The organism is Saccharopolyspora gloriosae (genome assembly GCF_022828475.1).
In the GTDB taxonomy this organism is placed as follows: Bacteria; Actinomycetota; Actinomycetes; order Mycobacteriales; family Pseudonocardiaceae; genus Saccharopolyspora_C; species Saccharopolyspora_C gloriosae_A.
The window spans coordinates 2,760,532-2,775,637 of record NZ_CP059557.1 but is presented as its reverse complement, the minus strand read 5'-3'; the positions used below and the strand labels follow the sequence as shown (position 1 = coordinate 2,775,637).

Annotated in this window: 14 protein-coding genes; 9 read left to right on the top strand and 5 right to left on the bottom strand. The window is 70.2% G+C overall.

Annotated features, from left to right (window positions below):
• Positions 1-99: 99 nt before the first annotated feature.
• The 4 genes from H2Q94_RS11885 (at position 100) to H2Q94_RS11870 (ending at position 3,396) form a co-directional block, all read left to right on the top strand.
• Positions 100-393, top strand: coding sequence for a hypothetical protein (locus H2Q94_RS11885; protein ID WP_243794658.1), 294 nt, complete (start codon positions 100-102; stop codon positions 391-393).
• A complete protein-coding gene (locus H2Q94_RS11880; protein ID WP_243794657.1) occupies positions 353-1,636 on the top strand; it encodes a cupin domain-containing protein in 1,284 nt (427 codons plus the stop codon). Before H2Q94_RS11885 ends, H2Q94_RS11880 begins: the two co-directional genes overlap by 41 nt.
• Positions 1,633-2,514: a sucrase ferredoxin gene (locus tag H2Q94_RS11875; RefSeq protein WP_243794656.1), complete on the top strand. Its 882-nt coding sequence runs from the start codon at positions 1,633-1,635 to the stop codon at positions 2,512-2,514. Before H2Q94_RS11880 ends, H2Q94_RS11875 begins: the two co-directional genes overlap by 4 nt.
• A 324-nt stretch (positions 2,515-2,838) precedes the next feature.
• Positions 2,839-3,396, top strand: a complete 558-nt coding sequence (locus tag H2Q94_RS11870; protein WP_243794655.1) for a snapalysin family zinc-dependent metalloprotease — start codon at positions 2,839-2,841, stop codon at positions 3,394-3,396.
• A 107-nt stretch (positions 3,397-3,503) separates the two neighbouring features.
• Here H2Q94_RS11870 and map read toward each other — a convergent pair whose 3' ends face one another.
• The gene (map, locus tag H2Q94_RS11865; protein ID WP_243794653.1) at positions 3,504-4,268 is read right to left on the bottom strand and encodes a type I methionyl aminopeptidase; all 765 of its coding nucleotides are present in this window, start codon (positions 4,266-4,268) and stop codon (positions 3,504-3,506) included.
• 347 nt (positions 4,269-4,615) lie between these two features.
• On the opposite strand from map, the gene H2Q94_RS11860 reads away from it, so the two are divergent.
• Positions 4,616-5,488 carry a TIGR03619 family F420-dependent LLM class oxidoreductase gene (locus H2Q94_RS11860; protein ID WP_258718709.1) on the top strand — a complete coding sequence of 291 codons (873 nt, stop codon included), beginning with the start codon at positions 4,616-4,618 and terminating at the stop codon, positions 5,486-5,488.
• Between the two features lie 46 nt (positions 5,489-5,534).
• Here the strand turns inward: H2Q94_RS11860 and H2Q94_RS11855 are convergent, their stop codons facing one another.
• A complete protein-coding gene (locus H2Q94_RS11855) occupies positions 5,535-6,569 on the bottom strand; it encodes an aldehyde dehydrogenase family protein (RefSeq protein WP_243794649.1) in 1,035 nt (344 codons plus the stop codon).
• Positions 6,570-6,733: 164 nt separating this feature from the next.
• Between H2Q94_RS11855 and H2Q94_RS11850 the strand changes: the two genes are divergently transcribed.
• Together H2Q94_RS11850 and H2Q94_RS11845 are read left to right on the top strand one after the other, a co-directional pair.
• A complete protein-coding gene (locus tag H2Q94_RS11850; RefSeq protein WP_243794647.1) occupies positions 6,734-7,531 on the top strand; it encodes a thymidylate synthase in 798 nt (265 codons plus the stop codon).
• Entirely contained in the window at positions 7,528-7,986 is a 459-nt protein-coding gene (locus tag H2Q94_RS11845) for a dihydrofolate reductase (protein WP_243794645.1), read from the top strand. Before H2Q94_RS11850 ends, H2Q94_RS11845 begins: the two co-directional genes overlap by 4 nt.
• 57 nt (positions 7,987-8,043) lie before the next feature.
• On the opposite strand, the gene H2Q94_RS11840 is transcribed toward H2Q94_RS11845, so the two are convergent.
• Positions 8,044-9,516: an alpha/beta hydrolase gene (locus tag H2Q94_RS11840; RefSeq protein WP_243794643.1), complete on the bottom strand. Its 1,473-nt coding sequence runs from the start codon at positions 9,514-9,516 to the stop codon at positions 8,044-8,046.
• 448 nt (positions 9,517-9,964) lie between these two features.
• Here H2Q94_RS11840 and H2Q94_RS11835 point away from each other — a divergent pair, with 448 nt between their 5' ends.
• Both H2Q94_RS11835 and H2Q94_RS11830 read left to right on the top strand, forming a co-directional pair.
• Entirely contained in the window at positions 9,965-11,107 is a 1,143-nt protein-coding gene (locus tag H2Q94_RS11835; protein ID WP_243794642.1) for a sensor histidine kinase, read from the top strand.
• Positions 11,104-11,706 (top strand): response regulator transcription factor, encoded by a 603-nt coding sequence (locus tag H2Q94_RS11830; protein ID WP_243794641.1) that lies wholly within the window; start codon positions 11,104-11,106, stop codon positions 11,704-11,706. Before H2Q94_RS11835 ends, H2Q94_RS11830 begins: the two co-directional genes overlap by 4 nt.
• 271 nt (positions 11,707-11,977) lie before the next feature.
• Here H2Q94_RS11830 and H2Q94_RS11825 read toward each other — a convergent pair whose 3' ends face one another.
• On the bottom strand, positions 11,978-13,207 hold the full coding sequence (locus H2Q94_RS11825) for a cytochrome P450 family protein (protein ID WP_243794640.1): 1,230 nt from the start codon (positions 13,205-13,207) through the stop codon (positions 11,978-11,980).
• Positions 13,208-13,556: 349 nt separating this feature from the next.
• On the bottom strand, positions 13,557-14,777 hold the full coding sequence (locus H2Q94_RS11820) for a cytochrome P450 family protein (RefSeq protein WP_243794639.1): 1,221 nt from the start codon (positions 14,775-14,777) through the stop codon (positions 13,557-13,559).
• Positions 14,778-15,106 lie beyond the last annotated feature (329 nt).

Below are 15,106 nucleotides of genomic sequence, written 5' to 3'. Positions count from 1 at the left end.
CGGCTCCTCCCGCCGGGTGAGTCCAGGCATGGCGCGCGGCTGATCGGGGTATCTCGATGAAGCATTGCCGTGGTCGGTCAACAGGCGAGGAGGAGCTTCATGGCACTCGAGGACGAGGACATCAGGACTTCGGGCAGCGGCGGCCCGGAAGGACCCGCCGACTCCGGCGCCGGACAAGGCACCCCTGGTCAGCACGACGGTGGAGCCGATGGCGGCGCCGACTCCGGTGCCGAAGGACCCGCCGATTCAGGCGCGGGGCAAGGCACTCCCGGTCAGCACGACGGTGGAGCCGACGGCGGCGCCGAAGGACCCGCCGACTCCGGTACCGGTCGCGGCACTCCCGGTCAGCACGATGGCGGCGCCGACGGCGGAGCGGACAGCGGTGCCCGCTGAGCTCAGCGAATCAGCGGACACCGCCGCTCCCCCAGGGGCGCTGGCCCGAGTCGTCGGACCCGATGTGGACGGGTTCGGCGACCGGTACTGGGGTCGCGCGCCGTTGCTGGTGCGCGGCGCCGACAGCGCCGGCTTCCGCGATGTGCTCGACCTCGACGGTGTGGACGAGCTGCTCTCGCGTCGCGGGCTGCGCACGCCGTTCCTGCGGCTCGCGCGAGAAGGCGCGGTGGTCGACTCCGGCTGGTTCACCGGCCCCGGCGGCGTGGGCGCGGAGATCGGCGACCAAGTGCGCGACGACAAGGTCGCCACGCTCTTCGCCGAGGGCACCACTGTGGTTCTGCAGGCGCTGCACCGGAACTTCTCCGGCGTCATCGACTTCACCACGGTGCTCGCCGAAGAGCTCGGGCATCCCGTGCAGGCCAACGCATACGTGACGCCGCCCGCCTCGCGCGGGTTCTCCGCCCACTACGACGTGCACGACGTGTTCGTGCTCCAGCTCGCCGGGCGCAAGCACTGGACCGTGCACGCTCCCGTGCACACCGATCCGTTGCGCGATCAGCCCTGGACCGACCACGCCCGCGCCGTCGCCGACCGCGCCCGCGCGGATCCGCCCGCGATCGACACCGTGCTGGAGCCGGGCGACGCGATGTACCTGCCGCGCGGCTGGCTGCACGCCGCGACGGCGCTCGGCGACGTCTCGGCCCACCTGACCATCGGCGTGCACGTGCTCACCCGGTTCGCGCTGGCAGAGGCGCTGACCGCGCTCTGCGGCCAGGACCAGGACCTGCGCGCCTCACTACCGCTGGGCATCGACGTGGCCGACCCGGAGCAGCTCGCCCCGTACTTGGACGCGGTGCGCACGGCGCTGAGCGACGCGCTGCGGGACGTGCCCGCCGAAGCCGTCGCCCGTCACGTCCGCGGCCTGGTCTGGTCCGGAGGGCGGCCCGAACCGGTTCGGCCGGTGGCCGGTGCCGCGTTCGCCGAGGGCCTGGCGGCGGGCGACGCCGTGCGGCGGCGCACCGGGCTGCACCACCGGCTGCTCGACCACAACGGCCAAGTGGTGCTGGAGTTGCCGGACCGTCGGATCTCGCTGCCCGCCGCGGTCGCGGCGCCGCTGCGCGCGCTGCTGAGCGGCGCCACGTTCCGCGTGGGAGAACTGCCGGGAGCCGACGAAGCCGACCAAGTGGTCTTGGTTCGCCGACTGCTCCGAGAAGGCGTGCTCGTACCGGCCACCAGGACGTGACGCAACGACCCGCGCCGACGTGGCCGCGCTGCTCCTTCGTCGCCCAAGCCGCAGCCGATCCGCTGGAGGGCTCCGCGCCGCCCGCGCAGCGCTGGTTCCTGATCGAACACCCCGGCCCGTGGGGTCACGACGCGCTGACCGGGTCCGGGATCGATCCCGGTGCCGTGACGGCCGTGTCCGAATGGGCCGCCGCCGAGCGCGCTCGGGTGGCCCTCGTGCGCAGACCGGGACGCGGATCCCGTGGCGGGACGCGCCGCTGGTTCCGGGTGGACTCCCGCCCTGGCCAGGAGTCGATCCGCACCGGTGAGTTCACCGCGGACGCCGAACTCGCCGCCGCCGTGCACGCACCCGGTGAACCCGACGAGGAACCGCTGAACCTGGTGTGCGCGCACGGCAGGCACGACACCTGCTGCGCGGTGCGCGGGCGGCCGGTGGCGGCGGCGCTCGCGGCGTCGGATCCTGGGCGCACCTGGGAGTGCAGCCACGTCGGCGGCTGCCGGTTCGCGCCCGCACTGGTCCTGCTGCCCCACGGTTTTCTCCTCGGCAACGTCCCGGTGCAGGACGCGATCGAGGCCGCGGGGGACTACCGCGCCGGGCGCCTCGATCCGCGCTGGGTGCGGGGCCGCTGCTCACTTCCGCCCGCGGCGCAGGCCGCGCAGCACCACGCACGGGCGGCCACCGGGATCACCGGCGTCGACGCCCTGGGCGTGATCGGCGCCGAACCGGACGGCGAGACCGGCTGGCGGGTGGAACTCGCCGAGCCCGCCTGCACGGTGCTGCTGCGCGAACGGTGGGTCGCCACCGGTCGCCCCTTGACCTGCGCGGCGACCTCACCTGGCCGGATGCGCGTCTTCGACCTCGTAGAGCTCCGCCGGTGAACCCCTGACTCCGCCCCACCGAACCGCGCAGCACCCGATTCAACTCCGCGCGATTTCGCGAGAAGTCGAAACACCGCCGGCCTGACATCACCGTTCACCACACCGGTTCAGGAACCGTTCTTCGTTATCCATCCAGGGAAGCAGCGGCAGAACCTCTCGCGACATCACGGATGTGCCCAGGGTGAGGTGCCGCTGCCACCCGTCTGCTCTTTTCCCAGGGAATGGCGGTTATCCGCCACTGCCCGGATCGGGGCGCGGCCCGGGCCTAACCTCCGGGCGTAATGGTCCAGGCCTCCGCGAGGTGGCCGATGGGGAGGAGCCGAGATGCCCAGGTTCTCGATGACGACCGCACTCGCCGGTGCGGCTTCCGCGATTCTGCTGGTGACGGGGGCGCCGCTGGCAGGAGCCGTCTCCGGTGAAGCAGCCGAACCGCACATCGTCACCTACGACGCCAGCCAGGCCGAGGAGTTCCAGGCGGCCATCGACGAGGCCGCCGAGGTGTGGAACGGCCAGCTCTCCAACGTCAAGCTGGAGAAGGCCACCGACGGCCAAGCCGACCTCACCGTGCTCGCCGACGACGAATGGCCCCGCGCCCAGACCGAGTCCCTCGGCGTCGGCACGGTGTGGATGGGACGGCAGGCCGTCGACGAAGGCCACCACATCCCGCGCATCGCCACCCACGAGATCGGCCACATCTTCGGTCTGCCCGACGACCGGACCGGCGTGTGCGAGGACCTCATGTCCGGGGCGAGCGCCGGGACGGACTGCAAGAACAACCTCGCCAACCCTGAGGAGAAGGCGCAGATCGAGGAGAACTTCGCGCAGGGCGCGGAGATCGAGCCTCGGCTGTTCACCGAGGCCCCGGCTCTCGCGGGCCGCTGACCTCACCGGTGGGTGCTCCTGTCACGACGGGAGCACCCACCGAGGCCGTGGTTGCCGGTTCGGTGATCGCACTCCGCGCCGGGTTTCCCGCGCGGCACGGGCCGGATCTACCGCCGGGTGAGCACCTTGGGCGCCTCCTCGGTGATGGCGATCGTGTGCTCGGAGTGGGCCGTGCGCGATCCGTCGGCCGACCGGATCGTCCAGCCGTCGGCGTCGTAGATGATCTGATCGGTGGTGCGGGCGAACCAGGGTTCGAGCGCCAGGGTCAGGCCCGGCCGGAGCTTCAGGCCGCGACCCGCCCGGCCCTTGTTCGCCACGTGCGGCTCCCCGTGCATGGTGCGGCCGATGCCGTGCCCACCGAACTCGGTGTTGACCGGATAGCCGTAGTCCCGGGCCACCGCCCCGATCGCGGACGAGATGTCTCCCAGTCGTTTGCCCGGACGCGACACCTCGATCGCCGCCTCCAGCGCTTCCTCGGTGGCCCGGATGATCCGCAGGTCCTCATCGGCGGGAGTGCCGACGATGACGGTGCGCGCCGAGTCGGCCGCCCAGCCGTCGACCATCACGGCGATGTCCGCAGTGAGCATGTCCCCGTCGCGCAGCACGTAGTCGTGCGGCAGACCGTGCAGGACGGCGTCGTTGACCGACAGGCAGATGACGTTGCGGAACGGCCCCTTGCCGAACGACGGCGAGTAGTCCCAGTAGCAGGACTCCGCGCCGCGCCGCTTGATCATGCCGCGAACGTGGTGCTCCAGGTCCAGGAGGTTGACGCCCACGTCAGCGAGGCGCCCGACCTCGGTGAGCACCTCGGCGACGAAACGCCCGGCCACGTGCATGCGGTCGATCTCCGCAGGCGTCTTCAGTTCGATCACGACTACCTCGCGCCATCAATGTCGGTATAGTTATACCGAAACGGTAGCACGCCTTCGGTATAGAAATACCACCCCGTTCGTTCGCCCCCGAGCCACCCGGATCAGCGGTGCTCGGGTCTTCGCTCGGTCGCGCCGAGGTGCGCGGTGAAGGACGACAAGCGTTCGGCTCCCCCAGAACTTGCGGCGGCCGCGCCCGAACAGCGACTTCCAGACGTCCGGATACCGCTCGCGCGTTTCCCGGTGAGCGAGCCATGAATAGGGGCTCCGGAACACGACCTCATCCGTCATCCACGATGGGGAGGGAGATCCACGAGAGCTAGGAGACAAGGGGGCGATTCGGCGTCAACATACTCAATTTCGGCCCGGGCACGGACCCGTCGACGCTGCTGGGGTGGGCGCGTTACGCGGAAGAACGCGGATTCGGCTTCGCGATGATCTCCGATCACCTCGCGATCACCCCGGACGCGGCCGAGCCCTACCCGGCACCGTTCTACGACCCGTTCACCACGCTCGCCTGGCTCGCCGGGCAGACCGAACGGATCGAACTCGGCACGACCGTCGCGATCGTGCCGTATCGCCACCCGCTGCACACCGCGCGCGTGACCGCCAACATCGACCAGTTCAGCGGCGGTCGTCTCCTGGTGGGAGCCGGAATCGGCTGGGCGCAGCAGGAATATCAGGCGCTGGGCCTGCCCTTCGAGCGCCGTGGCCGGATGACCGATGAGTACCTGGAGGTCATCACCCGGTCCTGGCGCGAGGAAACACTGTCGTTCCACGGCGAATTCGTCTCGTTCGACGACGTGTCCACCGGCCCGCTGCCGACCCGGCAACCGCCGCTGTGGGTGGGCGGCAACAGTGCGGCGGCGATCCGCCGGACGGTGCGATTCGGCGACGCGTGGCACCCGTACAACCAGCGGCTTCCGTGGCTGCGCGACGAAGGTCTGCCCGCGCTGCGGCGCGCCGCCGAGGACGCCGGCCGCGTCACGCCCGACTTCGCGCCGCGCCTGCCGTTGCTGCTGACCGACGGCGCGCTCGACGACGACACGCGGCCTGCCGGTCAAGGCACCCTCGACCAGGTCCGCCGGGACGTGGACGAGCTCGCCGAACTCGGTGCGACGCACGTCCTGTTCGACACCTATCCGGGCACTCCGGCCGAGATGCGCCCGCAGGCGCAGGATCACCGGATCCTCGACGCCCTCGCGCAGCACATCCTCGGCTGATCGCGCGGTCCGGTGGGACGGGTTGAACCGTCCCACCGGACTCCGGTCAGGAACCCAGGACGAACGGGTCGCGGGCGGGGCTCTCGTCGGTGTTGATCCAGACGCTCTTGAGCCGGGTGTACTCGCGAACGACCTCGGTGCCGTGCTCGATGCCGACACCGCTCTGCTTGAAACCGGAACGCGGCGACATCGGCGACATCGCCCGGTAGGTGTTCACCCACACCGTCCCCGCCTCCAGCACCGAGGAAAGCCGGTGGGCGCGCGCGAGGTCCCGCGTCCACACCCCGGCGGCCAGCCCGTAGGACGTGTCGTTGGCCAGCGACACCACCTCTTCCTCGGTGTCGAACGGCATCACCGTGAGCACCGGGCCGAAGATCTCCTCCTGGCAGATCCGCATGCCGTTGTCGGTGTCGACGAACACCGTCGGGGTGTAGAAGTAGCCGTCGAGGTCCAGGTCCGGCCGCGTGCCGCCGTGCAGCACCCTGCCGCCTTCCGCTCGCCCCAGCCGCACGTACTCCTCGATCTTGTCGCGCTGATCGGCGAACGCCACCGGGCCGAGTTCCGTGTCGTCGGCCAGCGGATCACCGATCTTGATGGTGGCGGCGCGCGCGGCGACCTTCTCCAGCACCTCGTCGTAGACGCCCCGCTGCAGGAAGGCCCTGCTGCCCGCGATGCAGGTCTGACCGGCCGCGGCGAAGATCCCGGCGATGATGCCCATCGCCGCACCGTCGGTGTCGGCGTCGTCGAAGACGATGTTCGGCGACTTGCCGCCGAGTTCCAGCGTCACCGGCACGAACCGGGACCCGCAGGTGGCGGCGATGCGCGAGCCAGTGGCGGTGCTGCCGGTGAAGCTGAGCTTCGCGACCTGCGGGTGGCGCACCAACGCGTCCCCGGCGTCCGCGCCGTGACCGGTGACGACGTTGACCACTCCGGGCGGGAAACCGGCCTGCTCGAACAGCGGCACCAGCTTCAGCAGCGACGCCGAGGTGTGCTCCGACGGCTTGATCACCACGGTGTTGCCCGCCGCCAGCGCGGGCGCGATCTTGGCCGTCATCGTGGTGCTCATCAGGGATGAGGTCACGCTCGGCGCCTGCCCGGCCGCGGACGCGGGAGGGTGGCGAGTGGCGGACCTGCTCGCGGAAGCGATCGTCACCGATTTCCGAACCTGACCGGAACCGCGATCGGCGGAGACGCACCAGATGCCCTATGTCCGCTGGTCAGGTCGAGACGTCTAGGCTCGCGGGCATGCCTGACACGCAGTACGAAGACCTGCTCCGACACGTGCTCGACACCGGCGCCCACAAGGCGGACCGCACGGGCACCGGCACCCGGTCGGTCTTCGGCCACCAACTGCGCTACCGGCTGTCCGACGGCTTCCCGCTGATCACGACGAAGAAGGTCCACTTCCGCTCGGTCGCCTACGAGCTGCTGTGGTTCCTGCGCGGCGACTCGAACGCCAACTGGCTGCGGGACAACGGCGTCACGATCTGGGACGAGTGGGCGGCGCCGGACGGTGAGCTCGGCCCCATCTACGGCGTGCAGTGGCGGTCGTGGCCGACCCCGGACGGCCGGCACATCGACCAGATCAGCGAGGTGCTGCGCACCCTGCGCGAGAACCCCGACTCCCGGCGGATCATCGTGTCCGCGTGGAACGTCGCGGACATTCCGCGGATGGCGCTGCCGCCGTGCCACGCCTTCTTCCAGTTCTACGTCGCCGACGGCAAGCTGTCCTGCCAGCTCTACCAGCGCAGCGCGGACCTATTCCTCGGCGTGCCGTTCAACATCGCCAGCTACGCGCTGCTGACGCACATGATGGCCGCGCAGGCCGGTCTTGAAGTCGGCGACTTCATCTGGACCGGCGGCGACTGCCACATCTACGACAACCACGACGAGCAGGTCCACCGGCAGCTCGCGCGCGAGCCACGGCCGTTCCCCGAGCTCAGCCTGCAACCCGCGGACAGCCTGTTCGACTACACCTACGAGCACTTCGTGATCGACGGCTACGACCCGCACCCGGGCATCAAGGCTCCGGTGGCGGTGTGATCGGGCTCATCTGGGCGCAGTCGGCCAACGGTGTCATCGGCCGCGACGCGACGATGCCGTGGCACCTGCCGGAAGACCTCAAGCACTTCCGCACGGTGACCGCCGGCGCGACCGTGCTCATGGGCCGCCGCACCTGGGAGTCGCTGCCGCCGCGGTTCCGGCCGCTGCCCGGCAGGCGCAACCTCGTGCTGTCGCGCACGCCGCAGGACGGCGCGGAAACCTTCACCGACCTGTCTGAGGCGCTGGCCACGGCGTCCGGAGACGTGTGGGTGATCGGCGGCGCGGCGGTGTACCGGGCGGCGCTGCCGCTCGCGGACCGGATCGTCGTGACCGAGATCCGGGAGCTCTTCGACGGCGACACCCACGCTCCCGAGGTCGGGCGCGCACCGGACTCCACCGGGGACTGGCAGGAATCCTCGACGGGCCTGCACTACCGGTTCCTGACCTGGGGCTGACTTCACCACGCCGACCCGGCCGATCGCGAGAAGCGATCGGCCGGGTGCGTTCGGTGGTCAGCGGGGTTCCGCTGCGCAGGCGGAGTCCTGCTCCGGCCGCGCCCCCGTGACCAGGAAGTCCGTCACCGCGTCGTTGGCGCACTGGTTGGCGCCGATCACGTAGGCGCCGTGGCCGCCCTCGTCGACCGAGACCATCCGGGCGCGGTCGCCGAACGCCGCGCGCAGTTCGCGGGCACCGGACATCGGAGTCCCCGGGTCGCGCTCGTTCTGCACCATGAGGACGTTGGACGGGCCGCGGTCGGTGATCCGAACCGGGGGCTCCACCGGGTCGGTCTCCCAGAATGCGCAGGGACCGATGTTCGCCCCCGCCGCACCGATCAGCGGGTACCGCTTCCGGTCGACCTCCACGTCCTGCTGGTAGCTCTCCACCGAACGTGGCCAGGCCGAGTCGCCGCAGAGGACGGCGAACCGGGCGGCGGAGATGTTGTCCGTCGCGGGCGGCTCGGAACCCGGCAGCTTCGGATCCTCACCCTTGTCGAGGGACTGCATGGCCCGCGCCACCGGCTCCGGATTCTCGCTGTACAGCAAGGTGAACACCATGCCGCGGAAGATCGAGCCGTTGTAGGCCGCGACCGGTTCCCGGTCCAGCCGGGCGGCCAGCTCGTGGAACTTCGCGGTCACCTCGGCCGGAGTCGTGCCCAGCCCGTACTCCGGGTGCGCGGCGGCGAACTTCGCGAGGTCGGGGAACCGGTCCTCCAGACCGCGGCCGAAGGCGCGCATGGCCTCGATGTCGTATCCACCCGGACCGAGATTGCTGTCCAGCACGAACCGGTCGCTGTGCTGCGGGAACATCGTCGTGTACACCGCGCCCAGGTACGTCCCGTAGGACGCGCCGAGATAGGACACAGTGGACTCGCCCAGAGCGGCACGGATCCGATCCATGTCCCGCGCGGTGTTCGCCGTGGTGGTGTACGGCAGCATCGGCCCGGTCTCCGAGTCCGCGCACTGCCGGGCTTCGGCCTTCGCGACCTCGGCCTGCCGCAGGACGTCGGCCTCGTCGTTCGGGTACGGCAGGTTGCCGATGGCCTGCTGCTCCGGCGTCAGGTCGCAGGTCACCGGGGCGCTGCGGCCGACTCCGCGCGGGTCGAACCCGATCACGTCGTACTGATCCCGCACGCTCTGCGGCAGCGGTTTCGGCAGCACGGGCGTCGTCAGCAGCTGCGGGTAATCCAGCCCTCCGCTACCGGGGCCGCCCGGATTGGTCAGCAGCACGCCGCGCCGCTTCTCCGGGTTCTTGCTGGGCAACCGCGACACCGCGATGTCGATCGTGTGCCCTTCGGGGTCCTGGTAGTTCAGCGGGACCTGCACGGTCGTGCACTCCAGGTCCGGTGTCGGGACGGGAGTTTCCGGGCACGGCCCCCAGTTCAGCTCGTCGGTGGTCTTCGGCGCCGCGGACACCGCCGGCACCACCGCCGTTCCCGCCGCGGCGACGGCGGCGCCGAAAGCCATGGTCACCAAGAACTTCTGCATCGGATCGCCTCTCCTCTGTTCGTGCGCGCACAGCTCGGCGGCGCGGTTCGCCGACGTCCCCGGGGGTCACGACAATGGTTCGGACTCAGCCGCCTGCGGATCTCCCGCCGAACGGGCCGGCTCGGGAGTGCGCGGCCGCCGGAGTTCGGCGGTGCCCGAGCGGGGCGAGTCGGTGCGCCCCGATGCGCCGGACAGTGCGGATCGACGAGGTGACGACCTGAAAGCGGGAAAGTCACCGCGGTTGAGCCCCATGCAGGCGGCGACGGCGATGATCGGTGTCGTTGGCATGCACCGATTCCACCGGGGTCGGCGCCCGCCCAGTAGTGCGGTCACGTCACCGGCGAACCGTGACGTTCCTCGCCCCCGAAACCTGACGTGGCGTCACTGGTCGCCCCCGGATCCGTGCGGCATGCTCGGGGACCGACCGCTGCTCGAACTCCGGAGGACCATGACGGACAGCTGGCCCGTGTCCCGCCCCAGGTGGACCGGCGGTGCCGTCCAAGACCGGTTGCGCACGCTCAACCTGATCACGACGGTGCCGCCCGTCCTCATCGTCGGCGTGCTCTCGCTGGTGCTCACCGCGCACTCGTGGGCGCACGTCGTCATCCAGGTCGTGGCGGTGGCGGCCGCGGTGGCCACCGCCGAACGCTGGACGGCGGGTGACTTCCTCCGCGTCGCCAAACCCTGCCTGGTGGTGGCCGCCGCGATGTGGCTCCTCGGGGCGCTGACCGACAGCACCGGTGCCTCCTTCGGCGTCTGCCTCGTCGGGTCGTTCCTGATCCCGCCGATGCGGCGACGCCGGTTGGTGACGCTGCTCGGGTTGTCCCTGCTCGTTGCCGTGCTGGGGTCGGCGAACCTGCTCGTCTACGGCGACGTCGGTGCTCGGCTCTGGCCGTACGTCGGGAGCCCTGCGCTCACCGTCGTGCTGGCAACCGGTTTCGTGTACCTGAACCAGCGGTTCTACGACCTGATCGCCGAACTCGAGCAGTCGCGGGAACGCGACGCCGAGCTGGCCGTGATGCGGGAGCGCATGCGGTTCGCAGGCGATCTCCACGACATCCAGGGCCACACCCTGCACGTGGTGAAGCTGAAGGTCGCGCTCGCGGAGAAGCTGCTGGACGCCGACCCCGCCCGGGTGCGCGAAGAGCTGCGGGAGGTGCACACCCTCGTCGGCGACACCATTGTGGAGACCAAGGAACTCGCCCACGCGCAGCGGCGGCTGAACCTCTCGGCGGAGCTGGAGAACGCGAAGAACCTGTTCGAGGCCGCGGGAATCCACGTGCACATCGACCGCGAGGCGGACGTCGATCCGCGCGCGGGTGAGCTGCTCGGCCAAGTCCTGCGCGAGACGACGACGAACATCCTGCGCCACGCCCAAGCGCGCCAGGTTCGGATCACGCTGTCGGCCGCCGGCATCACCATAGTCAACGACGGCGCGCACGAGCCCGGATCGCCGAAGCTCAGCGGGCTTTCCACGCTGCGGCAACGAATGGCGGACCACGGCGGTGAGCTGGAAGTGTCCCGTTCGGACGGCCGATTCACGACCGCGGCGGCCTTCCCCGCCTGGACGGCCCGGGAGGAGACCCGATGACCACGGTGGTGCTCGCCGACGACGAGGCGCTGCTGCGCAAAGCGCTCGCGGCCCTGCTGCCGCTGGAAGGTGAGATCACGGTGCTCGCCGAAGCCGAGGACGGCGAAGCCGCCGTGGCGGCCACTCTGCGGCACGACCCGGACGTGCTCGTGATCGACCTGGAGATGCCACGGGTCGACGGTCTCGACGCCGTCACCGAGATCCGCCGTGCGCGGCCGGCACAGGTGATCCTCATGCTCACCCGGCACGCCCGGCCCGGCGTGCTGCGCAAGGCGCTGAAGCTCGGAGTCCAGGGCTTCGTCAGCAAGTCCGCGGAGCCCGCCCACATCAGCTCGGTGATCAAGACCTTGCACGCCGGGAAGCGCTGGATCGACCCGGACGTCTCAGCGCTCGCGGTCGTCGACGACTGCCCCCTCACCGAGCGCGAACTCGACGTCCTACGCGCCACCCGCGACGGCTTCTCCGCCTCCGAGATCGCCGCACGCCTGCACCTCGCGGAAGGCACGGTCCGCAACTACCTGTCCAACGCGATGCAGAAAACCCAAACCCGAACCCGCCACGAAGCGGCCCGCTACGCCCGCGAACACGACTGGCTTTAGAAGCGACTCCCTCGCTGACGAAGACACAGATCAAAAGATCACCCGCAGGACCTCTGAGGGGCCTTTGCAGATTGATCTTCGGTCGTTGCCTTGTCACCGGCGGAGCCGCTGAGCAGTGACCAGCTTGAGCAATGCCGACCACCGGCGGGTTCTCAGCGGCTTCCTCGCGAGGACAGCAGCCCGGACCCGGATTTCGCCGTGTGAGGAGCTACTTGATGGAACCCGCAGCGAGGAAGCCGCTGAGGTTCCGCTGAGCGGCCCGGCACACAGGTCATTCTGAAACGACTCCCAAGTGGACAGGGAGTTCGCGGTGGCCGTTGGAGATGAAGGATGGGAGGAGTCGGAGTTCTTCCGCCGGGACCGCCAGGTTCAGGGCCGGGAAGCGGGTGAACAACGCTGGTAGCGCCAGGCTCGCTTGCAGGCGGGCCAGCGACGGGCCGAGGCAGAAGTGCGTGCCGTGGCCGAAGGACAGGTGCTCCTTGTTGTCGCGGGTGATGTCGAAGTGGTCGGCGTCCTGGTGCTGTCGCGGACACCGGTTGGCGCTCCCGAAGGCGGCCACGATCGCTTCCCCGGCTCGGATCGTCACCTCGCCGAGCACGATGTCCTCCACGGCGTAGCGCAGCGGGACCACCGGGAGCGGCGCCTGCCAGCGCAGTGCTTCCTCGATCACGTCGTCCCAGCGGCGCCGCCCGGAGCGGACCTGTTCGAGCTGGTCGGGGTGGGTGAGCAGGGCCGTGATCGCGTGGTCGAGGAGGTTGGCGGTCGTCTCGTGGCCGGCTCCTACTAGCAGCAGCATCGTGTGCATCATCTCCGCTTCGGACAGCCGCGAGTGATTCTCGTCGTGGATCGTGAGCAGCGCGCTGGTCAGGTCGTCGCCGGGATCTCGGCGTTTCGCCGTGACCAGCTCGATGAACAGGTTCCGCCCGGATTCGAAGGCGGCGGCGGAGGCGCCGGGCTCGGTCGCGGTGGAGCTGATGACGTCGTTGATGCGTCGCAGTTCCGCGCGCGGCCCGCCTTCGGGAACACCGACCAGCCGGCAGATCACTTCGAACGGCAGCGGGTAGGCGAACCGTTCGCGGAGATCGACGACGTCCGCCCGGTCCTCGGCGATCTCGTGGAGGAAGGCCTCGACGAGTCGCTCGATCCACGGGCGCTGGGACTCGACGCGACGTGCCGTGAAAGCTTTGGACACCAGCGAACGCAACCGCCGATGGTCGGGGCCGTACGCGGTGAGCATGTCCTGTCTGACGACCCCGGCGACCAGCGGCCAGTCCGCGGGAATCTCGCCGTTGATCCACGCGGGCCAGTGCTGGTTCGGGTCTTTCGACACCCGCGGGTCGGTCAGCAGCCCGCGCAGCATCGCCGGGTCGGAGACGGACCAGGCCACGACCTCACCCGGCAGCAAGACCTCCACGACCGGGCCGCGTTCTCGGATCCGGGCGGCTTCGGCGTGGACGTCGGTCGCGTCCGGGTCGAGGACGTACGGCTCCTGCGCCTGCATCGGCGGCCCCCTGTCGCGGCGAGTGATCGAGGTGCGCGCTCACCACTGTCTTGTGGTCCGTGCCCGACCGTCATCCGCCGAACAGGTCACCTCGTTTCGTCATGCGGACGGCGGATTTGCCGCACCGGGGCGGGATCATCGTGGACGGTGCGTACACCGCTGGGTTTCGAGGGTGTCGGCGATGTGGCGGAATCCCGCGGTGGTGCCTTCGTCGCACACCCGGTGGTCGAAGGTCAGCGAGAACTGCACGATGAGGCCAGATGAGTTCGCCGCCGGTGCCCCGCACCGTCGAAGTGGACGATCTCGCCGCGGTCGGAATCCTCCGGCACCTGCCAACGCATCCGGACAGTCATAGTCCTAAGTGGACGGGGAGTTCGCGGTGGCCATTGGCGATGAACGACGGGTTGGGGCGGAGCTCGTCCGGTCGCACCGCGAGCGCCAGGTCGGGGTAGCGCGCGAACAGAGCCGGTAATGCGAGCGCCGCCTCCAGGCGGGCCAGCGACGAGCCGAGGCAGAAGTGCGTGCCGTGCCCGAAGGACAGGTGCTCCTTGTCGCCGCGAGTGATGTCGAAGCGGTCGGCGTCCCGGTGCGATCGTGGACAGCGGTTGGCACTCCCGAAAGCGGGCAGGATCGCCTCCCCCGCTCGGATGGTCACCTCGCCGAGGGCGATGTCATCGACGGCGTAACGCAGCGGGATCACCGAGATCGGCGGCTGCCAGCGCAGTGCCTCCTCGATCACGTCGCCCCAGCCGCACTGTCCGGACCGGACCAGTGCGAGCTGGTCCGGGTGGGTGAGCAGGGCGACGACCGCGTGGTCGAGGAGGTTGGCGGTCGTATCGTGACCGGCTCCGACGAGCAGCAGCAACGTGGAGATCAGCTCCTCTCCGGAGAGCCGGGAGTCGTTCTCGTCGCGGATCGTGAGCAGCGCGCTCGTCAGGTCATCGCCGGGATCGCGCCGTTTCGCGGCGATGAGCTCGACGAACAGGTTCCGCCCGACGTCGGCGGCGGCCGCCGCCGCACCGGGTTCGGACGTGGTGGAGATGATGACGTCGGTGAAGCGCCGCAGCTCCGCGCGCGCGTCGCCTTCGGAGAAACCCACCAGCTGGCAGATCACTTCGATCGGCAGCGGGTAGGCGAACCGATGGCGGAGATCAACGACGCCCGCACCGTCGGCAGCGAGCTCGTCGAGCAGTTCCCCAACGATCCGCTCGATCCACGGGCGCAGGGCCTCGACACGGCGAGCCGTGAAGGCCTTCGACACCAGCGAGCGCAACCGCCGATGGTCGGGGCCGTACGCGGTGAGCATGTCCTGCCTCGCGACCCAGGCCATCAGCGGCCAGTCCGCGGACACCTCGCCGTTGATCCAGGCAGGCCAGTGCTGGTTCGGGTCCTTCGACACGCGCGGGTCGGTCAGCACCTGGCGCAGCATCGCCGGATCCGAGATGGACCAGGCCACGACCTCGCCCGGCAGCACGACCTCGGTGAGCGGGCCGCGCTCGCGAATCCGGGCGCCTTCGGCGTGAATGTCGGTCGCGTCCGGATCGAGGACGTACGGCTCGGACGTCTGCATCGGCGGGCTCCTCCGTCGCGGCGGGTGGTCGAATTCGGTTCACACCACTGTCTTGCGATCCGCGTTCGACCGTCAGCCACCGAACAGGTCGCCTCGGTTCGTCATACGAACGGCGGCTGACCGCACCCCGCGACTTCCCCCGTCGGCGCCTCGCTGAGGACGACGGCGCGGCCGACGCACCTCGGCCGCCATCCACGACGGCGACCGGAGCTCGTCGGCAAGGCGTCCGAGGGAACAGCGATCCGAGTGAGCGCTGGTTCAGTGCGGTGAACCGTTCGCGCCCGGTGGCGGGCTGCCACCGGGCGCGGATGCGTGTCAGGGAGTGCCTG

Coding starts and splice junctions, on each gene's coding strand:
- H2Q94_RS11885 (WP_243794658.1), top strand. CDS start 100: ATGGCACTCGAGGACGAGGACATCAGGACTTCGGGCAGCGGCGGCCCG.
- H2Q94_RS11880 (WP_243794657.1), top strand. CDS start 353: ATGGCGGCGCCGACGGCGGAGCGGACAGCGGTGCCCGCTGAGCTCAGC.
- H2Q94_RS11870 (WP_243794655.1), top strand. CDS start 2,839: ATGCCCAGGTTCTCGATGACGACCGCACTCGCCGGTGCGGCTTCCGCG.
- H2Q94_RS11850 (WP_243794647.1), top strand. CDS start 6,734: ATGCCTGACACGCAGTACGAAGACCTGCTCCGACACGTGCTCGACACC.
- H2Q94_RS11840 (WP_243794643.1), bottom strand. CDS start 9,516: ATGCAGAAGTTCTTGGTGACCATGGCTTTCGGCGCCGCCGTCGCCGCG.
- H2Q94_RS11835 (WP_243794642.1), top strand. CDS start 9,965: ATGACGGACAGCTGGCCCGTGTCCCGCCCCAGGTGGACCGGCGGTGCC.
- H2Q94_RS11830 (WP_243794641.1), top strand. CDS start 11,104: ATGACCACGGTGGTGCTCGCCGACGACGAGGCGCTGCTGCGCAAAGCG.
- H2Q94_RS11825 (WP_243794640.1), bottom strand. CDS start 13,207: ATGCAGGCGCAGGAGCCGTACGTCCTCGACCCGGACGCGACCGACGTC.
- H2Q94_RS11820 (WP_243794639.1), bottom strand. CDS start 14,777: ATGCAGACGTCCGAGCCGTACGTCCTCGATCCGGACGCGACCGACATT.